General features: G+C 68.7%; 14 protein-coding genes. 6 read left to right on the top strand and 8 right to left on the bottom strand.

The annotated features are described in order from the left end of the window. The first annotated feature begins 236 nt into the window (after positions 1–236). Positions 237–1,418 carry a C45 family autoproteolytic acyltransferase/hydolase gene (locus tag IL992_RS44525; protein WP_193209321.1) on the top strand — a complete coding sequence of 394 codons (1,182 nt, stop codon included), beginning with the start codon at positions 237–239 and terminating at the stop codon, positions 1,416–1,418. Between the two features lie 129 nt (positions 1,419–1,547). Here the strand turns inward: IL992_RS44525 and IL992_RS44520 are convergent, their stop codons facing one another. Together IL992_RS44520 and IL992_RS44515 are read right to left on the bottom strand one after the other, a co-directional pair. Then, positions 1,548–2,711: a ThiF family adenylyltransferase gene (locus IL992_RS44520; RefSeq protein WP_193209320.1), complete on the bottom strand. Its 1,164-nt coding sequence runs from the start codon at positions 2,709–2,711 to the stop codon at positions 1,548–1,550. Positions 2,712–2,736: 25 nt separating this feature from the next. Continuing rightward, positions 2,737–3,486: a hypothetical protein gene (locus IL992_RS44515; RefSeq protein WP_193209319.1), complete on the bottom strand. Its 750-nt coding sequence runs from the start codon at positions 3,484–3,486 to the stop codon at positions 2,737–2,739. A gap of 381 nt (positions 3,487–3,867) precedes the next feature. Here IL992_RS44515 and IL992_RS44510 point away from each other — a divergent pair, with 381 nt between their 5' ends. Then, entirely contained in the window at positions 3,868–5,685 is a 1,818-nt protein-coding gene (locus IL992_RS44510; protein WP_193209318.1) for an AfsR/SARP family transcriptional regulator, read from the top strand. On the opposite strand, the gene IL992_RS44505 is transcribed toward IL992_RS44510, so the two are convergent. After that, complete coding sequence (locus IL992_RS44505; RefSeq protein ID WP_193209317.1) at positions 5,628–6,968, bottom strand: MFS transporter; 1,341 nt, start codon at positions 6,966–6,968, stop codon at positions 5,628–5,630. The genes IL992_RS44510 and IL992_RS44505 overlap by 58 nt on opposite strands. A 220-nt stretch (positions 6,969–7,188) precedes the next feature. Between IL992_RS44505 and IL992_RS48825 the strand changes: the two genes are divergently transcribed. The 3 genes from IL992_RS48825 (at position 7,189) to IL992_RS44490 (ending at position 16,953) form a co-directional block, all read left to right on the top strand. Beyond that, positions 7,189–10,671: a 2Fe-2S iron-sulfur cluster-binding protein gene (locus IL992_RS48825; protein WP_193209316.1), complete on the top strand. Its 3,483-nt coding sequence runs from the start codon at positions 7,189–7,191 to the stop codon at positions 10,669–10,671. Between the two features lie 207 nt (positions 10,672–10,878). After that, entirely contained in the window at positions 10,879–13,701 is a 2,823-nt protein-coding gene (locus IL992_RS44495; RefSeq protein WP_193209315.1) for an ATP-binding protein, read from the top strand. A 399-nt stretch (positions 13,702–14,100) separates the two neighbouring features. Further along, entirely contained in the window at positions 14,101–16,953 is a 2,853-nt protein-coding gene (locus tag IL992_RS44490) for a helix-turn-helix transcriptional regulator (protein WP_193209314.1), read from the top strand. On the opposite strand, the gene IL992_RS44485 is transcribed toward IL992_RS44490, so the two are convergent. From IL992_RS44485 to IL992_RS44465, 5 genes are all read right to left on the bottom strand, one after another. Further along, on the bottom strand, positions 16,917–17,711 hold the full coding sequence (locus IL992_RS44485) for an ATP-binding cassette domain-containing protein (protein ID WP_193209313.1): 795 nt from the start codon (positions 17,709–17,711) through the stop codon (positions 16,917–16,919). The two genes, IL992_RS44490 and IL992_RS44485, sit on opposite strands and share 37 nt — an antisense overlap. Beyond that, on the bottom strand, positions 17,708–18,709 hold the full coding sequence (locus IL992_RS44480) for an ABC transporter transmembrane domain-containing protein (protein ID WP_193209312.1): 1,002 nt from the start codon (positions 18,707–18,709) through the stop codon (positions 17,708–17,710). The genes IL992_RS44485 and IL992_RS44480 overlap by 4 nt, the downstream gene beginning before the upstream one ends. 94 nt (positions 18,710–18,803) lie before the next feature. After that, entirely contained in the window at positions 18,804–20,639 is a 1,836-nt protein-coding gene (locus IL992_RS44475) for an alpha/beta hydrolase family protein (protein WP_193209311.1), read from the bottom strand. An 875-nt stretch (positions 20,640–21,514) separates the two neighbouring features. Then, positions 21,515–22,588, bottom strand: a complete 1,074-nt coding sequence (locus tag IL992_RS44470) for a chymotrypsin family serine protease (protein ID WP_193209310.1) — start codon at positions 22,586–22,588, stop codon at positions 21,515–21,517. 415 nt (positions 22,589–23,003) lie between these two features. Further along, complete coding sequence (locus tag IL992_RS44465; protein ID WP_193209309.1) at positions 23,004–23,843, bottom strand: IS5 family transposase; 840 nt, start codon at positions 23,841–23,843, stop codon at positions 23,004–23,006. A gap of 306 nt (positions 23,844–24,149) precedes the next feature. Here IL992_RS44465 and IL992_RS44460 point away from each other — a divergent pair, with 306 nt between their 5' ends. Then, positions 24,150–25,334 carry a cytochrome P450 family protein gene (locus IL992_RS44460; protein WP_193209308.1) on the top strand — a complete coding sequence of 395 codons (1,185 nt, stop codon included), beginning with the start codon at positions 24,150–24,152 and terminating at the stop codon, positions 25,332–25,334. Positions 25,335–25,729: the final 395 nt, after the last annotated feature.

Below are 25,729 nucleotides of genomic sequence, written 5' to 3'. Positions count from 1 at the left end.
CGCCGCCCTGGTGAGCCGGCTACCGGGGCTGGCGCTCACCGTCCCACGCGATGGGCTCCGCTACCAGCCGAGCATGGTCTCACGCAGCCTGCAGTCGCTACCCGTCCGGTTCGAGCAGTGAGTGCCGGCTTCCCCGACATGCGGGGCCGGCGCGTGACGTCCCGTACTCGGGAGATCGAACCGTAGGGTCCGGCCTTCTGACGCGGACGGAACGCATCGAAGGAAGGAGAACATCGATGTCTCAGCCCCTTGGGAATCAAGCCGTCGGCAAGCGGGCCATCCGGTTCCCTGTCGTCACGGTCAGCGGCAGCGACTATGAGATGGGGTGCCAGATCGGGGAGGCCCGGCGTGAGGCGATCCGGGCGATGTACGACGAGGTGCTGTTCGCGATGGTCGAGGGGCGTCCGCCATTCGGCACCGGCCTCACCGAGGATCAGCTGATGGACGAGGCGCGGCGATACATCTCCACCGTCGAGGCGTTCGCCCCCACGGTGGCGGATGAGCTGCGGGGCATGAGCGCGGGCTCGGGTCTCACCCTCGAACAGACCTACGTCATGCAGGTTCCCTTCGCGGGCTGCGGCCTTCTCATGAACTCGGCGGGCTGGCGTGAGCCGGCCGAGACCTTGAGCAAGTACCTCGCGGGAACGGCCGGCGGCTGCACGACGTTCAGCGTGACCCCCGAGGTCACGGCCGGCGGGAAGGTGTTCGTCGGCCAGACGTGCGACTACCTTCCGCACTACAAGAAGTACTGGATCATCCTCGAGAAGATCCCCAAGAACGGGCCGTCGATGCTCAACGCGACTCCTGGCGGTGTGCTGGCCTGGGGGAACGGGATGAACTCGGCGGGCATCGGGCTGGAGTACAACCTGCTCGGGTATCCGGACGCCAAGTACGGTCTGACGCCCTTCGTGGTCGGCCGGATGATCTTCAATGCCACGACGTTCGAGGAGGCTGTCGAAGTCGCGCTGCGGACGGAGCGGGCGAGCGCCTGGAACTGGATGATCGCCGATGAGACCGGGCGAACGTGCAACCTCGAGACCACGGCGCTAGAGCACGAGATGATCGAGCCGGAGGACGGGATCCTCACGCACGCGAACTGCTATCTGACCGACCGGTTCACCAAGGAGGACCTCTCGGTACAGCTCCTGCCCGACTCGCCTGTACGGACGACGCGCCTGCGGGAGCTTCTCGCCGAGCGGGCCGGTTCGCTCGGCGTCGACTACGTCAAGTCCTGCTACGAGGACCATCTCGGGTTCCCGGCGTCGATCTGCCGCCACCCCGTGCCGGACGTGCCGACGCACGAGAACCTGGACACGAACGTGCTCGTGATCTCGGATCTACAGGAGCGCAAGCTCTACGTGTGCCCTGGCCCCGTCTGCGAGCACGAGCTGGTCGAATACACCTTCTCCGGCAGCTGATCCTCATGCCGCCGCACCATGAAGTGAAGCGGGGCTAGTCGGCCCCGCGGCAGCCCGGGTCCGCCGGCCAAGGTCTCCACCTTGGCCGGCGGACCCGTTTCGCTGGACCTCACAGGTCTGCGGCGAGGGCTATCCCTGCGGGACAGGGTCGCCGTGCATTCGGAATTCCCCGGTGACGAGCATGTCCGGGTCCAGCCGGTATCGCCCCGAGGTGAGCGGCTCCCCGAGCAGCAGACGTCGCGCCGCGTCCGCGACGATGCCAGCGCCGAGCGAGACGGCCGATGCCAGCTGGGGCCAGCTGCTGATCGTCTTGCCGACCTCGGGGAGCGACGCGAGCATGCGAGGGCTCAGGAGGCGCTCGCCGAAGACAGCCAGCACGAAGGGAAGCTTGTCCTTGGCCGCCAGCCCCTTCAACTCCTCGGCCCGTACATCGCCGACCAGGCCGTGGAAGACGGGGCGATCGGGCTCGAGGTCGAACCGCTCGACGTCGAGCAGACCACGGTCGCTGGTGTTCATGAGCACGGGGATGCCGTGCGCGCGTGCCCGCTCCCGCACCGCGACCTTGACATACAGGTCGTCGCATTCCTCGATGACGACGTCCAGCTTGCCGCCGGCGAGGAGGAAATCGTCGACGTTGCCGGAGTGTATGCCCGCTGAGTACCGCTCGATGTGCAGGTAGGGGTCGACCTCGAACATCTGCCGGGCGGCGAGGACCGTCTTGTCGAGTCCCAGGTCGGGCAGCCCCGCCCGGATCCGGTTGAGGTTCGTCAGGTCGAGGGTGTCGAAGTCGGCGATCTTGTACGAGCCGCCCACGCCCTCGAGGGCCAGCGTGACGGCCGCGGCGTTTCCCACGGACAGTCCGACCACGCCGACACGCTTGCCGGCGAGCCGCCTCTGCTCCTCACTAGTGATCTTGTATCGGTTGCGGTCCGTGCGCAGCTCGCGGTATTCCTCGGCGGGAAGCGCGCGCACCAGCAGGCCGGACCACGGGTACCAGACGAAGACGCCGTATTCCGTACGGTCCCGCCCTGCCAGGTGCTGCCGTACGCGCCGGGCCACCTCGTCCCCGGCGGGGGGCATGCCGGGGTCGCGGGCCGCCATGAGCTGCCGCAGTTGCCTGTCCAGAGTGTCATGAACACGTCGTATGGCACCGGACGCGAGCAGCTCATGCAGAGACCGCCGATCGTCCTCCCGCGACAGGTGGAAGAGGGTCGGTCTCCAGTCGGGCGATCTGGAGGAGGTGTCGAAGAGTATGCCCAGCTCCTGCCGCAGCCGGTCGTTCACAGGTCTCACCTCGAGAATCGTTTCCGGCGCGGGTTCAGCGGCGCTGGGCGGTGTTGTGGAGCAACGAGTCGCGGAGGGTCGCAGCACCCTCCCGTACGGCGTCGAGCACCTGCTCGCGCGTGGCGTAGCTCAGGTACACCTGCTCGTGCCGCTTCTTCGGCGGAAAGAAGCCGTCGACGCACAGTGTGGTGTCCGCTTCCCCGTAAGCCGCCCTGAGAGCCGGATCTCGGGCGATCTTCCCGAAGGAGATCCAGGTGTCCCAGTCGGCGTCGAATCGGTCAAGCGCGACTCCGCGTGTCAGCCGTGCCAGCATCATCGAGAGGCCTGTCCCCCGAAATCGGGGATCGACCCACAGCCCTCCCACGTGCCCGACCCTGCCCGACAGCAGGGGCACGGTGGCCGGAAGGGCTGCCTCGAGCGGTCCCCGCATGCCGTCGGGCAGCGGGTCGAACCACAGCGCCAGCGACCGGATGAGAGCAGCGAAGTCACGGGTCCTGAAGAGACGGCCCGCGGTGCAGGCGACGACTTCGCGTGATTCGTCGCGCACCAGGAGGTGCATCCCTTCCCCGATGGCGAGGTGGCACTGGGGATCGAACGTCGGGTTGAGACCGTCGTGGGCGCCCGCCGCTCTCCTCAGGTGATTCGCCCAACCGGTCAGGTCATCGCTGAGGTGCAGGCGCAATCCACGGTGACCGGACCACTCGGCGCAGACTGCGGCCAGCTCCCTGACCTCGTCGTCGTGAAGCAGGGTGTCGACGGTGGCCGAATCCAGCGAGAACTCCATTGTCTTGCTCCCGTACGGTCGAAAGGCCCGCGTCGGTGCGGCGCATCTCGCGCGATGGAGCCCGGCGGGCCCTTAATGGCTGGATGTTCGAAGCGGTACTACCAGTCTGGGAGCGAGGCCGATCGCGCGCGTCAGGTGAAACCCCAAGCCGCCACCCCGGGAAATGTCCGCCGGGCTTCAAATCCCGCCATGCCTGACAACGCCCGTCACCGTTCTGGGAGAAATCAAGTAACGATTGCTCGACCAGCCAATCAGCGCCAAATGGCAGTATTCGGACGATGTCCGGCAAAAGAGGGCAGGCCATCACCGGAGAGCCGATCGGAGAGCAGCCGTGGCACGCCACCTCACCTCCTTCGCGCGTGATCCTGACGGGGGTCGTCGATGACAAGACTTCACTTCAAGGTTCTGGGCTTCCTGGAGGTCGCCGACGAAACCGGTCGTCCGATCCCCCTGCAGCATCCCGGGACGCGCGCACTCATCGCCACCCTCCTGGTGCGCAGGCACACGACCGCGTCCAGTGGGCTGCTGCACGACGTGGTGTGGCCGTGCGACCCCCCGGACGATCCTCGTAGCGCGCTCAATAGCCGCCTGGCCCGCCTCCGCCGCGCGCTGCCGCCGGACACGCTCGTCCGGCGGCCCGGCGGATACCGCTTGAAGGTGCACGAGGAGATGCTCGACTGCGCGCTGTTCGAGCGCCTTCTGGAGGAGGCGGTGCGGGAAGGCCACCGCGACCCGTCGCGCGCGCTGGCTTCCCTCGACCGGGCACTCGCCCTGTGGCGCGGCGGCGCGTACGAGGAGTTCTCCGACATCGAGCAGGTGCGGCTGGAGGCGGGCCGGCTCGATGAGCTACGCGTCACGGCAGGGGAACGGCGCGTGGAACTGCTGCTGCGGCTGGGGCGATGGGAACAGGCGGCGACCGGAGCACGCGACATCACCGCGCTGCATCCCTTCAGGGAACTGCCCCACGCTCAACTGATGAAGGCCCTCTATCACTGTGGCCGTCACCAGGACGCCCTTGCCGTCTACGACCGCTACCGGCGTGAGCTGGCCGCCTCCCTTGGCCTGGAGCCGTCTGAGCACCTGCGCCGGTTGTCGGAGGCGATTTTGCGCCAGACGATCCCCGCGGCTCGGCGGGACGGCGACGAGGATCCACGCCCTCCACGCCGCGCGGTGGCCACGGCCACCAGACGTGCTCCCATCCCGAGGCAGGAGGAGACACGGCAGCTGACCGAGCTGATCGACGCCCACCCCGTGGCGACGGTGATCGGCCCGATGGGCGTCGGCAAGTCGCACCTGGCCCGCCAGGCGCTGACCGCTCTGTACGGCCCCGGCGCCCTCCGCGCGGCGGTGCTGGATCTGGCCGGGATGCCGGCGGGCGTCGCGGCCGGCCTTGTGCGGCAGCGGCTGTGTCACGGCGACCCGCATGACGCCATCGTGATCGACAACTGTGACGAGGCCGTCGACGCGATCACGCCGATCCTGCGCCAGGCCGCGCTCGATGGGACCGGCCCCAGGGTGATCGCCACCGCACGGCGCAGAATCCTCATCGACGGCTGTCCTACGTTGACGCTCCTCCCTCTCGCCGTGCCGGAAGACCTCGACGAGGAGACGGTGCGGAACTCTCCCGCCACGATGTTCCTGCTCGAACACGCCAACGCCGCAGGCGCGCGGGTCGCGGTCACCGATCGTGACGCCGCCCATCTGGGACGGCTGTGCAGGCGGCTGGACGGGCTGCCGCTCGCGCTGAAGCTCATCGCCCCCCGTCTCGCCACGCTGACGCCCCGGCAGGTCGCCATCCGGATGGAGGATCCCTTTCCCCTGCTGCGGCTCCCCGGCGATCGGCAGGGCCGCCATACCAGCGTGAGCGAGGAACTGCAGGCGTCCTACCGCCTGCTCAGCGAGCAGCAGCGCCTGGTGCTGAGCAGGCTGGCCGCTTACAGGGAACCGGCGACGCTGAATCGTGTCGAGGCGCTCTGCGTTCCGCACAACTTGTCGGTCAGCGAGGTGGCGGCGGCGCTGGACGATCTGGTCGCGTGTTCCATGGTGAGGCTGCTGGACGACGGCTCTGAGCCGCGATTCGCGACGTACAACCTGGTCCGCGACTACCTCGTCCACACCGCCGCGCGCCGTACCGTCCGGCATCACACGCGGGCGGCCGCGAGGCTCGGAAGCACCCGGGAGCCGATCGTGCGCAGGTAACACCACCAGGTCAGCCCGGCACACACGATGTAGAAGGCGCCGAACCCCACGAGTGCGGCGCCGGCGCCGCCGGTCACCTGGATGGAGGCGCCGAAGGTGCGGTTGACGAAGAATCCTCCCAGCGCGCCGACCGCCGAAATGATGCCGATGGCGGCCGCGCCCTCGCGCCTGCCGCGCACCGGCGCCGCCTCGACGGCCACCGGGCTGCCGCTCTTCTCGGCGATTCTCACGGCCCTGGCCACGAAGATCGCCGGAATCATCCGGTACGTCGAGCCGTTGCCGAGCCCGGTCATCCCGAACAGGACCAGGAAGGCCACCAGGAACACCGGGAAGCTCTTCAGGTGCAGGCCGAACCACACGCCCGCCAGCGCGGCGCCCATTCCGAAGAAGGTCCATACCGTGACCCGGGCCCCTCCAAGGCGATCGGCCAGCCGGCCTCCGGCGGGGCGTACGAGCGACCCGAGCAGTGGCCCGGCGAAGGCGAAGCTCGTCACGCCGACCGAGGGAAACTGGGTCTTGGTGAGCACGGGGAACGCCGTGGAGTAGCCGATGAAGGACCCGAAGGTCCCGATGTAGAGAAGGGACATGATCCACGTTTGCCCGGCGCCGGCCACCTTCACCTGCTCGCGGAACGGGGAGGTCGCGCTGGTCAGGTTGTCCATGAAGAGCCAGGCGCCGGCCGCGGACACCAGGATGAACGGGATCCAGAAAAGACCTGCCGCGCCGAGTCCCAGAGCTGAGATGACCAGGGGGACGACGAGCTGGACCGAGCTGACTCCGATGTTGCCTCCGGCCGCGTTCAGCCCCAGTGCCGCGCCCTGCCGGCTCTGCGGATAGAAGTGCGTGATGTTCGCCATGCTGGAGGCGAAGTTGCCGCCGCCCAGGCCGGCGGTGGCCGCGATCACGAGGAAGGCCCAGAACGGTGTGCGCGTATCGCTGACGGCGACGCTCAGCAGGCCGCTCGGGACGAGCAGCAACAGGGCGCTGACCACGGTCCAGTTGCGCCCGCCGAATCGAGCCGGCGCGAAGGTGTAAGGGATGCGCAGCACCGACCCCACCAGGTTGGGCAGTGCCACGATCCAGAAAAGCTGGTCGGTCGAGAACCGGTAGGCGCCGATCTTGACCGCGACGATGCTCCACACGGTCCAGACGGTGAAGCCGAGATGCTCGGCCGCGATCGACCACAGCAGGTTGCGCCGGGCGATTCGCCTTCCCCCGCTCTCCCAGAAGTGCGGATTCTCCGGTTCCCAGTCGCGGATCCATCCGCGCTCGCGCCTGGCCATCGGCTCGCCTTTCTCCTCGGGGCTCGGAATGAGGCGCAGGCTAGGCGAGCGTACGGTCGGCGGACTTTCGTGACGGTGTCGCCGACGCCGACGCCGGCGCGACATCGCGGCGGCATTCCGGCAACAGGGGCGATGCCTAGCGTCCGGGCGTAGCGGCGACCCGCCGGCGAAACGCGGCGGACGGCGCTCTTCTCTGACCGCATTCCCTGGCTGGAGCATCGTGACGAACTTCGAGCCGCCTCGCAGCGAGGCCGTGACGACGATCGAGCACGCGGGGGTCCTGCCGGACCTGACGTGCATGCCCGCCTACCTCGTCCCCGGTCACCGCCGAGGGCAGCGGCTGTCCGCCCAGATCTCCTGTTCCTACTGCGGGGTGGGGGACGGAGCCGTCCTGGCGGACACGACCGCGAGGCCCTTCGTCCTCACCGGAGCGCAGCCGACCCACGGCTGCGTCAAACTGGGGCAGTCCAGAATGGAACAGGCGTCCGCCCACCCCATCCACACCACGCCCAGCGTCCTCGATCGGACCACGGGCCGACGTAGGCCGATCACCTACGGCGAGGCGATCTCCCGTCTGGCCTTCCACGTGCTCGGCCACCGCGGACCCGGCGCGCGCACTCTTGTCTACGCCTGCGGCCAGGTCGACTACTTCACCGTGTTCGCCATGCAGGAGGTCTTCCGGCTGCTCGGCGTCCGCAACTTGACGGGCAACGCCGAGCACTGCCTCAACGCCGGCGCCGTGCACAACGAGGTGCTCACCGGCCAGGAGGGACCTTTCATCACCATCGACCAGGCGTTCAACGGGCCCAACCGCGTGTTCCTGCTCAACGGGTGGAACGGGATGATCAGCCACCCGCCCGCGTACCGCCTGCTCGCCAGGCGAGCGGACCTCGACGCCTACCTCGTCGAGGTGATGGTCACGGAAACGGCCAAGGACCTGGCCAAACGACTGAGTGATGACCGGGTGCTCCTGGTCCGGCCCCGCAGCGACCCACACCTCGCTCTCGCCGTCGCCCACGAGATCCTGACCAGGCACCCCGGAGCCGTCGAGGAGCGTTTCATCACGCGCTTCTCCGACGCCGGCACCTTCGCCGCCTATCGCGAGCTGGCCCTGTCCGAGCCGTACGCGCCGGAGAACGTCGTGGTGCGGATCGCGGCGGAGGAACGGTACCGCCTGCCCCTGCTGAGGGCCATCCGCGAGCTGGCGGCCAAGCTGGCGGACCCCGCCACCGTGCCCATCGCCATTCCGTCGGTCGGCCTGTCGCAGAGCAGCGGCATCGTCGCACACTGCCTCTGGGGCAACCTCCTGGCCATGCTCGGCAAGTACGGCCTGCGCGGAGAGGGAGACCCGGCCGGCGGCGTGCTGCGGCTCCCCGGCCAGATCAACGCCGAGAGCGAGGTCCAGGGGCTGTCACGCAAGTTCTTCATGGGCCGCATCCCGATCGAGCAGGCCGATGAGGCGGCCCGCCGCATGGGCTTGCCGCCCGGCTCCTACGGACGCGTGCTTGAGGACACCCCGCGAGCGGCACTCGACTACTCGGAGCCGACTCCAGGGGAGCGGGAGCTGTTCCTCTGCGTGGGCACGCAGTTCGAGGCCAACATGCCCAACCGGCGGCGCTGGACGGACAAGCTCACCGATCCCTCCTCGACGCTGGTCGTCATCGATCCCATTCCCGACCCGTGGAGCCTCACGCACGCCGACCTGATCATCCCCTCCCCGCCTCATCCGGCCACGACCAAGCTGTACCAGAACGGAGAATGGCGGCTACGGCTCTCGGTGCCGCAGAAGCAGGCCCCCGCGGAGACCCGATCGGACGCGACGATCGTCTACGACCTGATGGCGGAGATCACCGGCCTGCTGGAAGCCGACGCCGGCCTGGCCGCGCGGCACGCCGACCTGGCCGGGCACCTGCGATCGGGATACCTGCGGCGGCGCTTCTGCCAGCCCCCGGGCAAGGGAGGCAGGGGGTTGAGGCGTGTCGACGGTGAAGTCAGCAGGGTCCAGCTGTGGAATCGGGTCCAGGACTACCTGCACGGCGGCAGCGGTCCTCTCTACTGCGGGTTCGACCACGCCGACGGCAGCCCGATCAGGTGGGAGGAACTCCTGCGGAGCCACTCGGTGGTGTACGGGGGTGTCGGGGTCAACCGCTACCTCCTCGGCTACGCCGATCCCGATGCCGCCCCCTTCCGCGACATCTACCGAGCTCCGCGTCTGTTCACCTTCTTCGTCCCCACGGAGGCGGACCTGTTCCTCCCCGAAGGGATCGTTCTCAACAGCGGGCGCTCCTCGCTGTCCGACGACCGCCGCCGCATCCGCTTCGCGACCGGCACCTTCAACTCGGGGAAGGCCACACCTGTCGCCGACATGCCCGACGAGCACCCGTTGCACGTCTCGCCGTCGCTGGCCGAGAGAACGGGGCTGAAGGACGGCGACCTCGCGAAGGTCACAAGCGCCCGGCACGGCGCGAGCGTCGAACTGCCGGTGACGGTGTCCGACCGGGTGAAGGGCGACACGGTCTACGTGAGCTTCCACCGCTCCCGAGCGCAGGAGGGGCGAGGGCTTTACATCAACGACGTCACCGACCACGAGGGGCGTTGCGCCTACTCCTCACAGGTGCAGCTGAAGATCCAGCCCGTCACTCTCGAGCCGGTGGTGGCACGGCGCCCCCAACCCCTCCTGGCGGCGGACCACGAGGCGCCGGTGTGGGAAGGGATCGACACACCCCTCGTGGTAAGCCGGCTGCTGTGGGAGACCGCCGACACGTGCACCCTTCGCCTGCAGAGCGATCCTCCGCGCCGCTTCGCCTACCTGCCCGGCCAGTACTGCACGCTCGTGCTGGACATCGGCGGCCGGCGGGTCACCCGCTCCTACTCGATCTCGTCGTCGCCCAGTCGTCCGTACGCACTGGACCTCACCGTCAAACGGGTTCCCGGCGGACTGGTCTCCAACTGGCTGCTCGACAACCTGCGGACAGGTGAACGGCTGCGGGCGAAGGCCCCCCGTGGCGGTTTCCGCCTCGATCCGGACGACCTTCCGGACAAGGTCCTGTTCATCGGGGCCGGCAGCGGTGTGACGCCGCTCATGTCGATGTCGCGCTGGCTGTGCGACGTTTCGGCCCCCGTCGACGCGGTCTTCCTGCAGTCCGCGCGTCATGGTGACGACGCCGTCTTCGATCGCGAGCTGCGGTTGCTCGCAGAGCGGCACCGTCAGCACTTCTCCTATCGGCTGGTCACAACTCGAACCCCCGGCGGTGGGCGTGTGGATCGGGCCCTGATCGAGGCGGCGGTTCCGGACCTGCGGGACCGCGTGGCCTACCTGTGCGGGCCGGCGGGCTTCATGGACGCCGTCACCGACCTGCTCACCGAGCTCGGCCTGAACCCTTCGAAGGTGCGCAGGGAGAGTTTTGGCGCCGTCGCCGAGGCGCCTGAGCCTGGGGTCGGCACGTGCAGGGTGGACTTCATCCGTTCCGCCAGGAGTGTGACCGCCGTCCAGGGCGGTCCGCTTCTGGACGCCGCCCAGTCCGCCGAGATCGACCTCGAGTACGGCTGCCGCTCGGGCACCTGCGGTGACTGCCGTGTGAAGGTGCTGTCCGGACGGCTGGCCTCGCCGGGGAGCGACGTCCTGACCGCGGAGGAGATCGCGGAGGGGTACGTCCTGGCGTGTGTCTCACGCCTGCGGGAGGACTGCGTGGTCGACGCGTGACATCTCGTCTGCGCTGCGACGCCGGCAGTTGAGATTCGACACCATCGTGCTTACGGGAGGGATATTCGACTGATCATCCAGGGATAAAGTTGGTGAGCATCTTGTTACCTGTCAGCTTGCCCAGAAACTTCCTGTCTGTCATATGGCTACTGTTTTGTAGTTATGTTCGTCTTTGACGAGCGATAGGGACAGGTAAGAATAGCGGGCGTGCTGCGAGACCTGCTGGTGGAACGTGAGGATGAGACCGCGGCGATCTCCGCCGGGATGCTCCCAGCTCGGGACGGGACGGGCACCTGTCTCGTGGTGGTGGGTCCCGCGGGGATCGGCAAGACCAGGTTGCTCGATGAGGCTCGCGCGATGGCGACCGGTGCCGGCATGCGGGTCCTGGCCGCGAGGGGGTCGCACCTTGAGCGCGGATACGCGTTCGGGCTAGTCCGGCAAGTGTTCGAGGGCGCGCTGAGGAGAGCCGACGCGGCCCGGCGTGAGCGATGGCTGTCGGGTGCGGCGTCCGCCGCCGGGCAACTCCTGACGGTGGTCGAGGGCGAGCAGCAGAGCGAGATGAGTCTCCTCCACGGTCTGTTCTGGCTCACCGCCAACATCTGCCAGGAAGGTCCCGTCCTGCTCGTCATCGACGACCTGCACTGGGCGGACGAGCCGTCGTTGCGCTTTCTGGCCTACCTCCAGCAGAGGCTGGAGGACATGCCGCTCGTGGTCGCCGCCGCGACGCGTCCATCCGATCCATCGGCCGCGATGGACCTGCTGGACCTCGTCCTCACGCATCCGGAATGCCGGATCCTGAAACCGAAGCCGCTGAGCCCGCAGGCCGCAGGCGTCGTCCTGACGGACATGCTCGGTGAACGACCCGAGCCGAACCTCCTGTCGGCCTGTCACGCCGCCGCGGCGGGCAACCCCCTTCTTGTGACAGAGATGGCGCGTGCGCTCATCGTGGAGCGTGACAGCGCGACCCCGGTTGACGCTGCCAGGCTGCGTGACATCGGAACCAAGGCGGTCGCCAGGCGCGTCTCCGTCGAGCTCAGGCGATTGTCGCCGGCCGCGAGGCGCGCGGCCGAGGCCGTGGCCGTCCTCGGACGCCGTGCCGACGTGGGCCATGTCGCCGCGGTCGCGGCGCTCGACCGGGTGGAAGCGCACCGGGCATTGAACGAGCTGACGAGCGCGCAGATCCTCCACTCGGGCTCCGGGGAGGAGGCTGCCGCCGAGTTCCTGCACCCGCTGGTCCGCTCGGCGGTCTACGAGCAGATGGACCCGAGCGCACGCGTTCGGTGCCATCTGGCCGCGGCGACACTGCTGATGCGGGAGGGCCACCGGACGGAGGAGTCGGCGAGTCATATCCTCTGCGTCTCGAATCCCACGGGTGAGCACGCGATGATGCTGCGGATCGCGGGGAAGGAGGCTCTGAGGAAAGGGGCGCCCGAGGCCGCTCACGCCTACCTGACACATGCCCTGAACGGAGAGATGAGCCGGAAGGAAAGACTGGAGGCACTCAAGGATGCCATCCAGGCGGCGCTGCTCGTGGATGTGGAAGCGGTTCTTCAGCATCTTGACGTCGCCCTGCGGATGATCGATGACCCGGTCGAAGTGGGGGAGTTCGTCAGCCTGGCGGGAGTCGCGAAACTGTGGGTGGGCCGGGGCGGGGAGGCGACGAAGCAGCTCGTCGCGGCGATATCGGACCTTCCTGAGGAATGCGATGACCTGCGGCGGGGTCTCGAGGCGATGCTGCTGGGTGTCCCCCTGGCGGTTGTCGGTTTCGACAGCATCGTGCAGCGGGTCGCGAATCTGCGCGAGCTGCCTCCTTCCGGCACGGTGAATGCGGCGCTCCTGGAGTGCATGATCGCTGGACTCGAGTGTTACGCCGGGGAGGCTAGAGGGCTGGACCGCGCCCGTAAGGCGCTGGCCCATCCGCAGATGCTGGAAGCCGCGACCAGGGGAGCGTCCGCGAGCATCTCCGGTTATCTCGCCCTGACGGTCGGCGACCTGCGCGAGGGCGTGGACACCAACGGCGACCTGATCGCCGAGGCACGCAGACGAGGGTCGATTGTGGCCCTGAGCGCGCCGCTCACCTTTCGAGGGATGGGCTGGCTGCGGATGGGCGAGCTGGCCGAGGCCGAGAACGACCTCCGCGAGGTGATCGAGCTGCACCGGATCACCTCGATGGGGATCGGGCCCGCGATCGCACAGGGACTGCTCGCCGAGGTCCTGCTCGAGCAGGGACGCGTCGACGAAGCCTCGGCGGTCATGAAGAAGCTCGACGTTCCCCCAGCACTGCTGCGGGCCGGACTGCTCTACCCGAGTCTTCACGTCCAGGCCAGGATCTTGGCCGCTCAGGGCATGTACGAGGCGGCGCTGGAGGCGGCCGTTGAAACAGGAGAACGGTTCGCCGTTCACAATGGGGGCAACCCCGCGCTCGTGGCCTGGCGCTCGGAGGCCGCACTGTGCCTCCACGCGCTGGGCGACACTGCGGCGGCGCAGGCATACGCTCACGAGGAGCTCGAACTGGCCGAGCGCTGGGGTGCGCCGTACGCGATCGGCCACGCGCTGCGGGTGGCCGGCTTGGTCAGCCCGATGCCCGACGCGGTGAAGCTGCTGGAACGAAGCGTCGAGGTGCTCCGCCCGTCCCCCGCACGGCTCGAGCTGGCATACGCCCTGGTCGACCTCGGCACCCGTCGCCGCCGCCAGGGGCAACCAGCGATGGCGCGCTCGCTCCTGCAGGAAGGCATGGACCTTGCTCAGCGGTGCGGTGCGGATCCTGTGGTCAAGGAGGCGCGAAGCGAGTTGCGCGCGCTGGGCGTCCGGCCCCGGCGCTCGTATCTGACCGGCCCCGAGGCGCTCACCCCCAGCGAGGCGCGCGTCGCCGGGCTGGCCGCGACCGGCCTGACCAACCGCCAGATCGCTCAGCGCCTCTACGTCACGGTGAAGACCGTGGAAGTCCATCTCTCAAACGCGTACCAGAAGCTGGGGGTGCGACGCCGGAACGAGCTCGGCGCCCTACTGACCGGCCTTCCCAGCAGTTGAGGCCACGGGCGTCGGCGGCCGAAGCCCCGCGGTGGTCCCGCGCATCGTGTTCTCACCCCCCGGCCCGGCCCCAGGTGACCGCCGGCGCCGTCTCGATGTGAGTCTCCCTGGCGACCAGCGCCGTTAGGAGCTTGTAAGCGATCATCAAGCGCGTGTCCATATACATACGGACGAATCACCTACGCGCATGCAGGCCTCATCCGCGGACGCGATGAACGAGCCTTCGACCTTGGCGACGTGGAATCGTGAGACCACTCAGCGCCTCGTAATGCCGGACCGGTCGGTTCTCCGTCCGCCATCCCCGCCCGCCGGCATTCGGCACTCGAGCGGCAGGCGGGCTCCGGCGATCACGACCACTGTCGCCTGAACAGCTATCGGATCTATCGGGAGCTCTTGGCCATGTCAGATGGAACGCCGAACTTATGGGAACGGGACCACGAGATAACGAGACTCACCTCCGCGATCGAGGCCGCCCGCCACGGTAGGAGTGGGCTCATCCTGGTGGAGGGCCCTGGCGGTATGGGCAAGACCACGCTGCTCTCGTTCGCGGGCCGCACCGCCGTCTCTTCCGGGTTCCGCGTGCTGCGTGCCCGCGGATCCGAGCTGGAGCAGGGGTTCGGCTTCGGCGTCGTCCGGCAGCTGTTCGAGCCGGCGCTCGCGCTTGCCGGTCAGGCGCAGAGGGATCGCTGGCTGCAGGGCGGGGCCCAGCCCGCAGCGTCCGCACTAGGCCCGCTGGGAGGAGAGGATGCGCCGGTCGGGGACTTCGCGGTGCTCCACGGGCTCTACTGGCTGACGGCCAACATGTGCGCGAGCACCTCCATGGTTTTGATCGTCGACGACCTGCATCTGGCGGACGCGGCGTCGTTGCGGTTCCTGACTTATCTGTTGCCGAGGATGGAAGGGCTTCGGCTGGGAATCCTGGCTGGAGCGCGTTCTCGGGACCCCCGCAGGGACCGCGACCTGCTGGCGCACATCCTCACCGACCCGGTGACGACCGTGCTGCGTCCCAGCCCCTTGAGCCCGGGTGCCGCCGCACGGGTGATCCGCGACGTGATCGGTTCCGCGGATCGGGACTTCTGCACAGCGTGTCAGGAACTCACCGGCGGCAACCCGCTGCTGCTGCGGGAGCTGGCCCTCGCCGCGGCGAGCCAGGGGATCCCCACCACAGCCGAGAGCGTGTCGCTGCTTCCGGCCATCGCGGGCGACGCGATCGGACGCCGGGTGCGGTTACAGCTCCGAGGGTTGGAAGCGGAGGCGACCGCATTGGCCCAGGCCGTCGCGGTCATGGACGGGAAGGTGAACCTGGCCGAGGCGGCGAGCGTGGCCGGGCTCGAAACCACCCAGGCGTGGCAGGCCCTCGCATCCCTCACCGCGGCGGACATCCTGCGCGAGGAAGAGCCGCTCACCTTCGTCCATCCCATCGTCCAGGCGGCGATCAACGACATGATGGACGGAGCACAGCGAGTCCGGCTGCACCGGCGGGCCGCGCGGGTGCTCACGAGCGTCGGGGCGCCCCGGGAGCGGGTCGCCGCCCACCTCATGCAGACCGAACCGGCGGCCGACCCTCAGGTCGTGTCCGCCCTCCGGACGGGTGCGGCGGAGGCGCTCGCTCACGCCGCACCCGAGAGTGCTCTGGCGTACCTCGAACGGGCACTCCAGGAGCCACCCGCAGAGGAGGAGCAGCCGGGGCTACTGCGGTCGCTCGGCGAAGTGGCCATGCTCGTGGACGGGCGAAAGGCCGTCGACTACCTGACACGAGCGCTGGCGGCGGCCGAAGAGGCGCAGGCGCGAGGGGAAATCGCGGACATGCTCGGACGGGCGTTGTTCGCCGCCGGACGGACGCCTGAGGCCACGACCGTCCTCACTGAGGCCGCATCCCGGTTGGACGCCCGAGAGGCGGAGCAGGCCGACCTGCGGCGCCGCCTTCAGGCCAACATGATCAACGTCACGCTCGCCAACGTCGAGCTGCACGACATCTCCGAGCGGCTGGTGTCGGAGCTGCGGGAGGCGCCGCCGGAGCCGGGGCTCGGCGGCAGGCTGCTGGATGCGCTCATCGGGTGGTACGACGGCATCGCCGCTGTCGACGCCGAGGCGGCGCTCACCCGGACCCGTCGCGCTTTCACCGACGGCATCCTGGTCGAGAAGGCCGTCGCGACCGAGGCGTTCGCGGACGCCGTCTGGACGCTGATCAGCGCCGACCAGGACGACGTCGTACGGATGCTCGACGGAGCACTGGACCGGTCGCACCGCGTCGGCTCGACGTCCGGGACCGCCGTCGTGCTCGCATTCCGTGGCCTGGCCTGGCTTCGTCAGGGATTCCTCGCCGAGGCCGAGACCGATGCCCGTGAGTCGGCGCGGCTCGCCGAAAGCGTCCATCTCGACGTGCTCCGGCCGCTCGTGGCGAGCTTCCTGGCAGACACGCTGATGGAACGCGGCGAGATCGGGGCGGCGGAGCAGGCGTTGAGCTGGGCGGACCAAGTATCTCTCCCCGCCGCGGCGGCCCAGCTGTACTGGACGCGGATCAGCCATGGCCGGCTGCTCGTTCATCAGGGCAGGGCCGGGGAGGGAACCGAGGCGCTGATCGAATCCGGCCGGCGTTTCGAGGAGTACGGCTGGCGCAATTCCGCCTATCTGGACTGGCGAGCAGACGCCGCGCTCGGCCTGGACGCGTGCGGCCGGCACTCCGAAGCGCGCGCGCTGGCGATGGAGACCCTCGACCTGGCTCGCCGCTGGGGGGCGCCCAGGGCACTCGGCCAGGCGCTGCGTGTCGGCGGAGTCATCACCGGGCGTGAGGAAGGGCTGGCCATGCTGCGCAGTGCGGTCGAGGTCCTGCGACCCTCGCGCGCGCAGCTCGAACACGCCAAGGCTCTGTGCGCCCTCGGCGTCGCGCTACGCCGGGCCAACGAACGCGGCGAAGCACGGGCGTGCCTCGCCAAGGCGCTGGATCTCGCCGACCGCGCGGGCGCCACACCGCTGCTCGAGCAGGCCCGTGCCGAGATTCGCGCGTCTGGCGGGCGCCCTCGTCGTACGGCCATCACCGGGCCGGACGCCCTCACGCCGAGCGAGCACCGGGTGGCGGTTCTCGCGGCCGCCGGCCACACCAACCGGGTCATCGCGCAGAAGTTGTTCGTCACACCCAAGACCGTCGAGGTGCACCTCAGCAGTGTTTACCGGAAGCTCGGCATCACCCGCCGCTACCAGCTCTCCCGCCAGAATCAGTTGACCGGAACGGCCGGTACGGAGTCGCCCTGATCCGCATTCGTCCTGCCCACGGCCGGGGCGGGTGCCTCCCACTGACCGACGAGGTCCGCGTAAAGGGGGGAGGCCGCCAGTAACTCGCCGTGGGAGCCCAGATGCACGCTGCGCCCGTCCAGGAGGAGGATGCGACGGGCCCTTCGGGCCGAGCTGATGCGGTGCGCGATGACCACCAGGGTCCCCTCGCGGCGGGCGAAGGCGGTCTCGACGCGTGCCTCCGCCATCGGGTCGAGATTGGAGGTGGCTTCGTCGAGGATGACCACACGGGCGGGGGAGAGATACACCCGGGTTAGGGCGATGAGCTGCTTCTCGCCCGCGGAGAGCTCGGCGCCGCCCGTGCCGACCCGCGCGTCCAGCCCGCCGAGCCGTTCGGCGACGGCGTGCAGGCCCACGGCCTCGGCGGCCTCGGTGAGTTCGCGTTCCGTGGCGGACGGTGCGAGGTAGGTGAGGTTCTCCCGGAGGCTTCCCGCGAACACGTACGCCTCCTGCGGGATGAGGGCGAGCGTCCGGCGCAGGCCGGCCTCGCCGAGCCGCGTGATATCGCACCCGCCGAGGCGGACCACACCGCTCTGGGGGCTCAGCAGGCCGGTGAGCAGGTACGCGAGGGTGGGCTTGCCGATCCCGCTCGGGCCGACGACGGCGAGGTGCTCCCCTTGGGTGACGGTGAGGTCCAAGTGTCGGCGGATGACCTCGTCGTTGTGCCGTACTGAGACCTTCCGGAAGAACAGCGCTCCCGGGCCGGGCGGCAGGCTCATGCCCGAGCCCGCCCGGGCGTCCTGCCCGGCATGTGGCCGTTCGCCGGCACCTTGCGGATCCGGCCGATATGGGCGCACGCACGGGTCAGAGACGACAGGGTGTCGACCTGGTTGAGAAGGCCGAGCGCGAACGGCAGGTAGAGGGCGGTGGCCAGGAACTCTCCGGAGGAAAGGCGGCCGTTCGTGACTCCCAAGCCGGCGACGACCAGCACGAGGACCCGAACTCCGGACATGACCAGGCCGACCTGCCAGGAGGCCGCCCCCTGCATCTGCCACAGGGCCGGCCCCACCCGGTCGAGGTCGGGAAGAGGACCCCGGACGTGGTCGATCTCGCGCTGCGCGGTGCCCGATGCGCGGATCGTCCTGCTGCCGGTCGGCGCGTCTGTCAGGCGCGCCGCCACGCCCGCCTGCCGTTCGAGGTAGTCGGCGTACGCGCCGATGAATCGTCCCGTGAAGCGCCGGAGCAGGAGCATGGCCGGGATCGCGCCCGCCACGAACGCGGCCCCGGCCCGCCAGTCGACCAGCCAGAGGGCGATCAGCCCGCCGAGTGAAGCGAGGCCTGTCACCACACTGTCGACCAGGTCGGGTACGGCGGCCGCGCTGGTGGTGCTGCCCGTCAGCCGGGCCACCAGATCCCCGGCGGCATGTCGCGGCGCGCCGGGGACTTCGAGCGCGAAAACATGCCGGAGCAGCCGGTAGCGCAGGGCGACCGCGATTCCCGTGGTCGCCGAAACCCCGGCGATCCCACAACACGCGTGGGTCAGCACGCGCACCGTCAGCAGCCCCAGCAGGGCGAGAACGGCGAGCCCGGTTCCCCGGGCCAGCACCTCGTCGACCGCGCGGGCCGCGACGGCCGGGGCCAGGAGCGCCGCGCCGACGGTCGTCGTCGTCAGCGCCGCGTCGCTTGCCGTGCTTACCCATGGGAGGCGTACCAGGGTTGGCAACCCGAGTGCGGCTGGGTTCCGGCCCGCAGGGACGGGGGACATCTGAGCGGCCATCGTCTCTCCTCGCGTTTCACATACGGTCGAGCAGACCGCTGGCGGTGGGCGGGTCACCTGCTCGACGTGGTCGCTTCTTCCGGCCCGGACCGGTCTACCGGGAACCGGGCGCAGCGGTCATGGCCGCCTGCGGATGGGCGAGCCGAGGAGGGGCCAGGAGGAAGGTGACCGCGTCCTCGACGAGCGCGGGCCCCTCGGGGCCGACGAACAGGTCGTGTCCGGCGTGTGGGATTTCCTGATAACGGAAGAGCGCCGAGGCCCGCCGTCCCGCCGCGCCCAGTTGTCGTGCCAGAAGGCGGGAGTGCACGACGGGGATGACCTCGTCGCGTTCACCGTGCATGAGCAGGACGGGCGCCGTGATCCGGGGGGCGAGGCGGAGCAGGTCGCGGGCGCCGAGACCGTCGTCGATCTCGGTCAGCCCGCCGAGCCGGTCGAGCAGGGAGCGGACGCCTGCCGGGCCGTCCGAGTGAAGAGCGTCCCCCGACACGAACGGTGCGATCGCCACGCAGCGGGACCACCGGGAGGGATCGGCGGCGGCGGCGAGCAGCGCGAGAAACGCGCCGTAGCCGACGCCGAACAGCATCGGCATCCGGCGTCCGGGGTGCCCGCGCTCCCGGAGCAGGGTGGCGAGCAGCCGGCGGATGTCGGCGAGATCCGGACCGCCCCAGCACCCCTTGATGGCGTCGCGATGGGCGGCGCCGTATCCGGTGCTGCCCCTTTGGTTGGGGGCGACGATCGTGATGCCGGCATCGGCGAAGCGCTGGAAAATCGGGTCGAACGTCAGCTCCCACGCCGCTTCCGGGCCGCCGTGCAACGCCACGAGCAGGTGGCGGCTACGCCGCCAGTCCTCGCCGTACACGACCGCCTCGATCTTTCCGGCCGGACCCTGGAAGCGCTCCAACCGGGCGTCGTGCCAGTGCCGGCGGGAAGGCGTTCGGCTCTGCGCACGCCAGCTGGAGCCCTCGAAAGGCTCTGTGATTCCGACGACGGCCGCGGGCGTAGTCGGGGACGAGAACAAAACACGGAGTCCTGTCTCGCTCCAGCCGGCGTCCCTGACCACACCGCGGGGGCCGGGAACCTCGGTGAGGGTGTCGGAGGCGATGTCGTGAACCAGGAGCCGGGAAGCTGCGCCGCGGGCGAGCCGCAGTGCGAGGCGGCCTCCCTCGGGATCGAGGGTGAGCGGCAGGACGGTGCCGTTGAGGTTGTGGAGTTCCCGGCAGAAGCGGATTCGGCCGTCGGAAGGCGACAGCCAACCCAGTCCGACGCCATCCGGCTTGTGGGCCGCGACGAGCATCTCGCCTCGGCGTGGGCTGGTGAGCAGGACCCCGCCGGCTCGCTCCGGGAGCGGGGTGACGGTTGCCCGGCGCAGGTCGAGGGTGACGATTCGCCGTCTCCCGTCGAGCACCTGGTTGGCAGCCAGCAGATCGCCGGCTTCGTTCAGCCACCCTTCGCCCATCAGCCTGCCCGGTACCTCCAGTACTGGTTCCACACGCATGTCGTCGGCGCCGACCCGGTGGATCAGCGAGCGGTTTTCGCCGCGGGAGGTGACCAGCCAGACGAGCGTGGCCGGGTCCCGGCTCGGAATGGCATGGAGGACTGAATCGCCGGCCGTGCGCAGGGACCGCTCGCCGGCGAGGGACGCGACTGCGACCTCGTGGGCGCCGCGTCTGTGACGGACCAGCACCACACGCCCGTCCTCGACCGGAACGAGCTGCGTGTGATGGGACTCGCCGGACGCCGTGGGGAGCAGTCGCACCTCGGCGTGCCCCTTTTCGAACGACCACGCCTCGATGTGAAAACCGTCGCGCTGGTTCGCCACGAGACATGCGGCGCGGGTGGCCTGGACGGAGAACCGGAAATTGAGCCTCCTTCCGGAGGTCCTCCTTCCGGAGTCGCCCGCACGCACAGCCTGTCCGGCCGTGGCTGCCACCGCACCTTCCGCGTGCTCCAGGTGGTCGCGTGATCCTCTGGTTGTCGTTGTCACCTCTTCTCCCGGACTCTCCAGATGACGGTCGTCTCTGTTCGGCGTACGTGTCCCGGCCGGGGACCCCGGTGTGGAGCGGGGAAGAAGTGCTCACACACCGGGGCCGGTGTGGTCACGGGCCGCTGAGCCGGTTGACCTGGGTGTCCTTCCGCCCAGATTCGAGGTGAGAGTGTCCTCGGAGAGCCGGCCACATGACCGGCGCTCACTCGGCCCTGAGCTGCCCGATGCGGGAAGACTCCGCTGATCACCAGGCGACACCCGTGTAATCGATGAGGCAGGCTATGTGCAAGCACGTCGGCCTTGCAGAGACGGCTGGGGTCGTCCGGAACCAGGGGCCGCCGGACGTGGCACCAGACGTCACCGGGTTCGATCCGCCAGTCGTGCGACCCAGGTCGGTTCAGCAGTCCCCGGACGCAGCTCACGAGCAAGATGTCGTCGCCGGCGCGGCCGTGATTCTTCGCGGGCGAGCCGCCGGGTTCGCGGGCCTCGTCGTTCATCACTTCCGCTCCTATGGTGTCCGGGGTAGTTCAGACGTGTTCATCGTGTCGCGACACGTACCGTGTCGCCTGAGGAAACTCCCTGACCCGTTTCCCCAAGATTTACGGCGGGGGGCAGCGAATCAGTCCGGAGGTCAGCCTGCATCGCGAGCCCGGAGCCGCCGCGGTGTGCCATGAAACCGGCTGTGGCCATCGCGTGATCTTCGAGTGTCAGCACGACACTCGCTGATCGCGGTGGCCGTACGCATGCTTACCTGGCGACATCCATATCTACGGCCGGAGCATCAGGCGTGATGAGTCTGGACGGATAACTGGGCCGGCAGGTCACGGGGTGGTCGCGACGGTGACGCCGAGGTGTTGTTCGATGTCGGAGATCTGTTCGGCGAAGATCCAGTGCCCGTCGATCGAACCTCCGATCAGCATGCCGCGGATTATTGCTCCCGACTGGCTCGCGGGAGAGTAGACAGGGGCGCCGGAGTCACCCTGGCCGGCCACGGCGGAATCCCCCCGATAACCGAGCATCACGTCGGGAGTGCAGCTGGGACTTCCGCCGGGGCAGAACAGGGCCGAAACGTCCTTGACCTGGATCGAGCACTTCGCGAGATGCAGCCTGCCGCTCACACAGACGTAGGCCGGGGCATCGGGAGTCCCTACAGTGGGGTCTGCCTTGCCGATCACCGTACGTGAGATAGGACTTCCCGGATCGGTGTAGATCGTGTTCGTGTAGGCGCCCCCACCGCTGATCGCGATCATGTCGTAGGAGGGGTAGTCCTTCTTTCCCTCGGTGATGCCGTAGAACGGCCCCAGGCTCAGATAGCCGGCTGACGAGAGCAACGGTTCGTCGTTCTCGTAACAGTGACCCGCGCTTACCGAGCCGCGTCTTCCGTCGGCGAACACCACGGAGAACGCTGAGGTGCACGGATCCAGCCCCTGGGAAATCGAGGCTCCGCCCCAGTGAGGGCTTGCGTCGTTGGTACGACCGCCCGAGAACTGGGCGAGCTCTTGATTCTCGATGAGAATCTCGTCACCGTAGACGCGACTGAGCTCCCGCGCCGCAGCGGCACCATCGGCTCCGAACACAGCATGGAGTTTCGAACCGTTGTCGGTGACGTATGCGGCGTAGGTGATTTTCTTTGCGTCGGGATGCCAGGCGCGGTCTATCAGGCTTCGATACGCCGCCTGGAGCTTGGGGTTCAGTGAGCAAGGGATAGGTGCCTTCTTCGTTACCGCGCATCCCTCATTCGGCGCCGGGGTCGAGACACCGGTGGCCGGTCGGTCGTCAGCGGCTGCGGCAGTGCCCGTGACGAGCGCGGATCCGGGTAGTAGGCAGAACAAGCCCAGGGCGAGAACGGTAAAGCGTCTTAAACGAGTGCTGACCTTCGCGGTTGATTCGGGCATTTGAGATCCCTCTCTGCTGCTGTGCGTCCTCTTGTGGGGGTCGCGCCTGATCATCGCAAGGAACCGTATCCCGCGCTTTCGTCCGAATGGATTGGGATTCTCCCCAATCCCGCCCCCAGTTCCCGCCCCAAGAGTTATGCGGGGGACTGCCGCCCGACTGCGGGCGGCCTTACGTCGATGACCGTCCCCGTCGTTGCGTCACGTCCGGTGCCGTAGTCGGTCGGACGGGACGCGAGGGGACAACCATCCCAGGCGGGCACTGTGACTCGTGGCCTCTATCCCCGCGTCCAGGGAACCGAGGGCATCGCGGCCCCGCGCGCATTCGTACGCACGCGACGCACCGCCGGCGAACTTCCGGAGCTGGGCGCAGGCACCTCGGCCAGGTGCCGAGCCCTAAGTACGTGTTTGAGAAGAGCTATTCCGCTGGATGAGCGAGGGTGATGCGCTGCTGGCGGGTTGCAGCGCTTCCCCGCGCGAGGCGGCGGGCCATACCGCTGATCGCGGCCCATCGGATCATGGCCTCGACCGTGGCCGGTCGGCGCTCATAGTCCCGTGCCAGGCGGCGGTGACTGGTCAGCCAGGCCAGCGACCGCTCGACGACCCACCGCCGCTCGATCACCGCGAACCTGATCTGCCCGGGAGCCTTGCGGACGATATGCAGCACGGTCCGCAGCACGCGCTGAGTCCAGCCCACCAGCATCCCGGCGAAGCCGGCGTCGGCGAACACGTACCGGACCGGCGTGACCAGGTACATGCTGAGCAGAGTGGTCTTGGCTCCGTCGCGGTCCTGGACGGAGGCGGCCATCACGCAGACGACCAGCAGCAGCCCGGGGGTGTCGGTGACGATGAACCGCTTACGCCCGTTGACCTTCTTCCCCGCGTCGTAGCCGCGGGACTCGCGGCCGACGGTGTCGGCACCCTTGACGCTCTGGGAGTCGATGATGCCCGCGGTCGGCTCCTCGGCTCGCCCCTCCGTCGCCCGGACCCGGCGCCGCAGCACGGCGAGCATCTGCTCGGTGACCTTGGCCTCTTCCCAGCGGACGAAGTACCAGTACACCGTCTGCCAGGGCGGAAAGTCGAACGGCAACTGCCGCCAGGCGCACCCAGTACGCACCACGTACAAGATCGCGTCCACGATGTCCCGGCGCGGGTGCTTCTCCGGCCTCCCTCCCGTGTTCGGCGCGGGTAGCAGCTGCTCGACCAGCGCCCATTGGGCATCGGTCAGGTCGGAGGGGTAGCGGCGTTCGCGGGGCACCCAGTCGTGATCGCGACCCGACGGTGGTCACGGCGGCAAGATGCGCAGACCGTTATCGACCCTTCTCAAACACGCTCTGAGTCAGCCCGGATCGAATCGCCGTTCAACGCTGACATCACGAGCCGAATCCGCGACGTCGCGCTGTGAGAGCCGGTCATGGTCCGGCCGCGGATCCCCGCAGGGCTGCGCTGAATCTTGGGGGACCGTCTACGGGGTTACCCTGACGCCTGCCGACGCGCGGCCATGGTGTGTTGGAGCGGATTCGCTGTTCTGCTGAATCCGCGACTGCGGCAGTAAGGAGAGCTCATGCACGGTCCCTCACCGGCGCTTCATAGCCCCGAATACTTCCAGAATCCCTATCCGACCTGGAAATGGCTGCGCGAAAACGACCCGGTCCACCGGTTCCTGTTCCCCGGAACAGACGTCCCCGTATGGCTGGTGACCCGCTATGACGACGTCCGCGCTATCCTTGAGGATCTCCGTTTCAGCAATGATCCAGACAACGCCAGTCGGCAGTTCCAGGACGCGGGTCTGGGCTTTTCCATGCTGAAGACCATCATTCTGTCGGACCCGCCCGATCACACGAGGTTGCGCAAGCTCGCCATGAAGCCGTTCACTCCGCGAAACGCCGAGAAATGGCGGAGTGTCACCGAGGATGTCGTTGATGGCCTCCTCGACGAGGCCGCCGGCCGAGGCGAGATGGACGTCGTCCGGGACTTCGCGGCCATCGTCCCCGCCGAGGTGCTGGGCCGAATCCTTGGCGTGGGAATGGACCTGCGGAAGCAGGTGCTCGCCAACCTGCAAGAGGCGTTCTCTGGCGACCCTGAGCGGATCCGCAAAGCCTCGGAATGGCTGCTGGACAATGCACGGGAACTGGTCGCGTACAAGCGCGCGAACCCCGGTGACGATCTCACGACCCAGCTGATCGAGGCTCGTGAAGGGAGCGATCGCCTTAACGAGACGGAGCTGGTGGCGCTGGTCCAACAGCTCGTCGCCGCCGGCATCGACACCACACAGAACCTCATCGCCAACGCCACGCTGGCCCTACTGGACCATCCTGAGCAGCTCGCAATTCTGCGCGAGGACCCCTCGATCATGCCTCAGGCGGTGGAGGAATTCCTGCGGTACGACGGAGTAGCGGCCGTGAGCTTCATGCGTTTCGCGATGCAAGATCTCGAATTCGCCGGAGTCGAGTTGCCGGCGGGGGCGGCCGTCTGGCCCGCGCTGCAGTCGGCCAACCGTGATCACGAAAGCTTCTCCGAGCCGGACCGGCTTGATCTGTCACGGACGGACATGCGCCATGTGGGCATGGGGCACGGCCTGCACAATTGCATGGGCGCCGCCCTGGCGCGGCTTGAGGTGCAGATCGCCATGTCCGCTCTGCTGAACCGGTTCCCCAGCCTGGCGCTCGCCGTCTCACGAGATGAGGTGCGTTATCAGCCGGACATGTTCGTCCGCAGGCTGGAGTCTCTGCCCGTCCGGTTGAGCTGAGGCAACGGCACGTGGAGCCCGAGTAGCCCGAGTAGGGGGAGTGGCCAGGTCGCCGCGGCGATTGAACTCGATACGGGGGCGGTTCAGCTCGGCGGCCGTCTCGGCGTGTCCCCGGTGGCAGGCGGAGCGGTTGTACAGGATGGAGTGGTCCCGGCGGCCACGGATGGTGCGTGGCCAGCCGGGGTGGCCGAGCGGCTCGCCGAGTGTGTCGAGGCGATCCGCCAGCCGCTGGCGGCGGGCCCGTCCGTCCGTCCGTCACCGCAGTATCTACCTGTCTCATGCGGCCTGGTGCAGAGGTGGCATGTTCGTTCAATGCCCCCATGGCGCGAACTGGACGGGTAGCGACTGCAGGCTGCGTGAGACCATGCTCGGCTGGTAGCGGAGCCCATCGCGTG

This window comes from Microbispora sitophila, from assembly GCF_014892245.1.
Lineage (GTDB): Bacteria > Actinomycetota > Actinomycetes > Streptosporangiales > Streptosporangiaceae > Microbispora > Microbispora siamensis.
The sequence above is the reverse complement of the archived record's forward strand: the minus strand, read 5'-3'. Positions and strand labels throughout refer to the sequence as shown.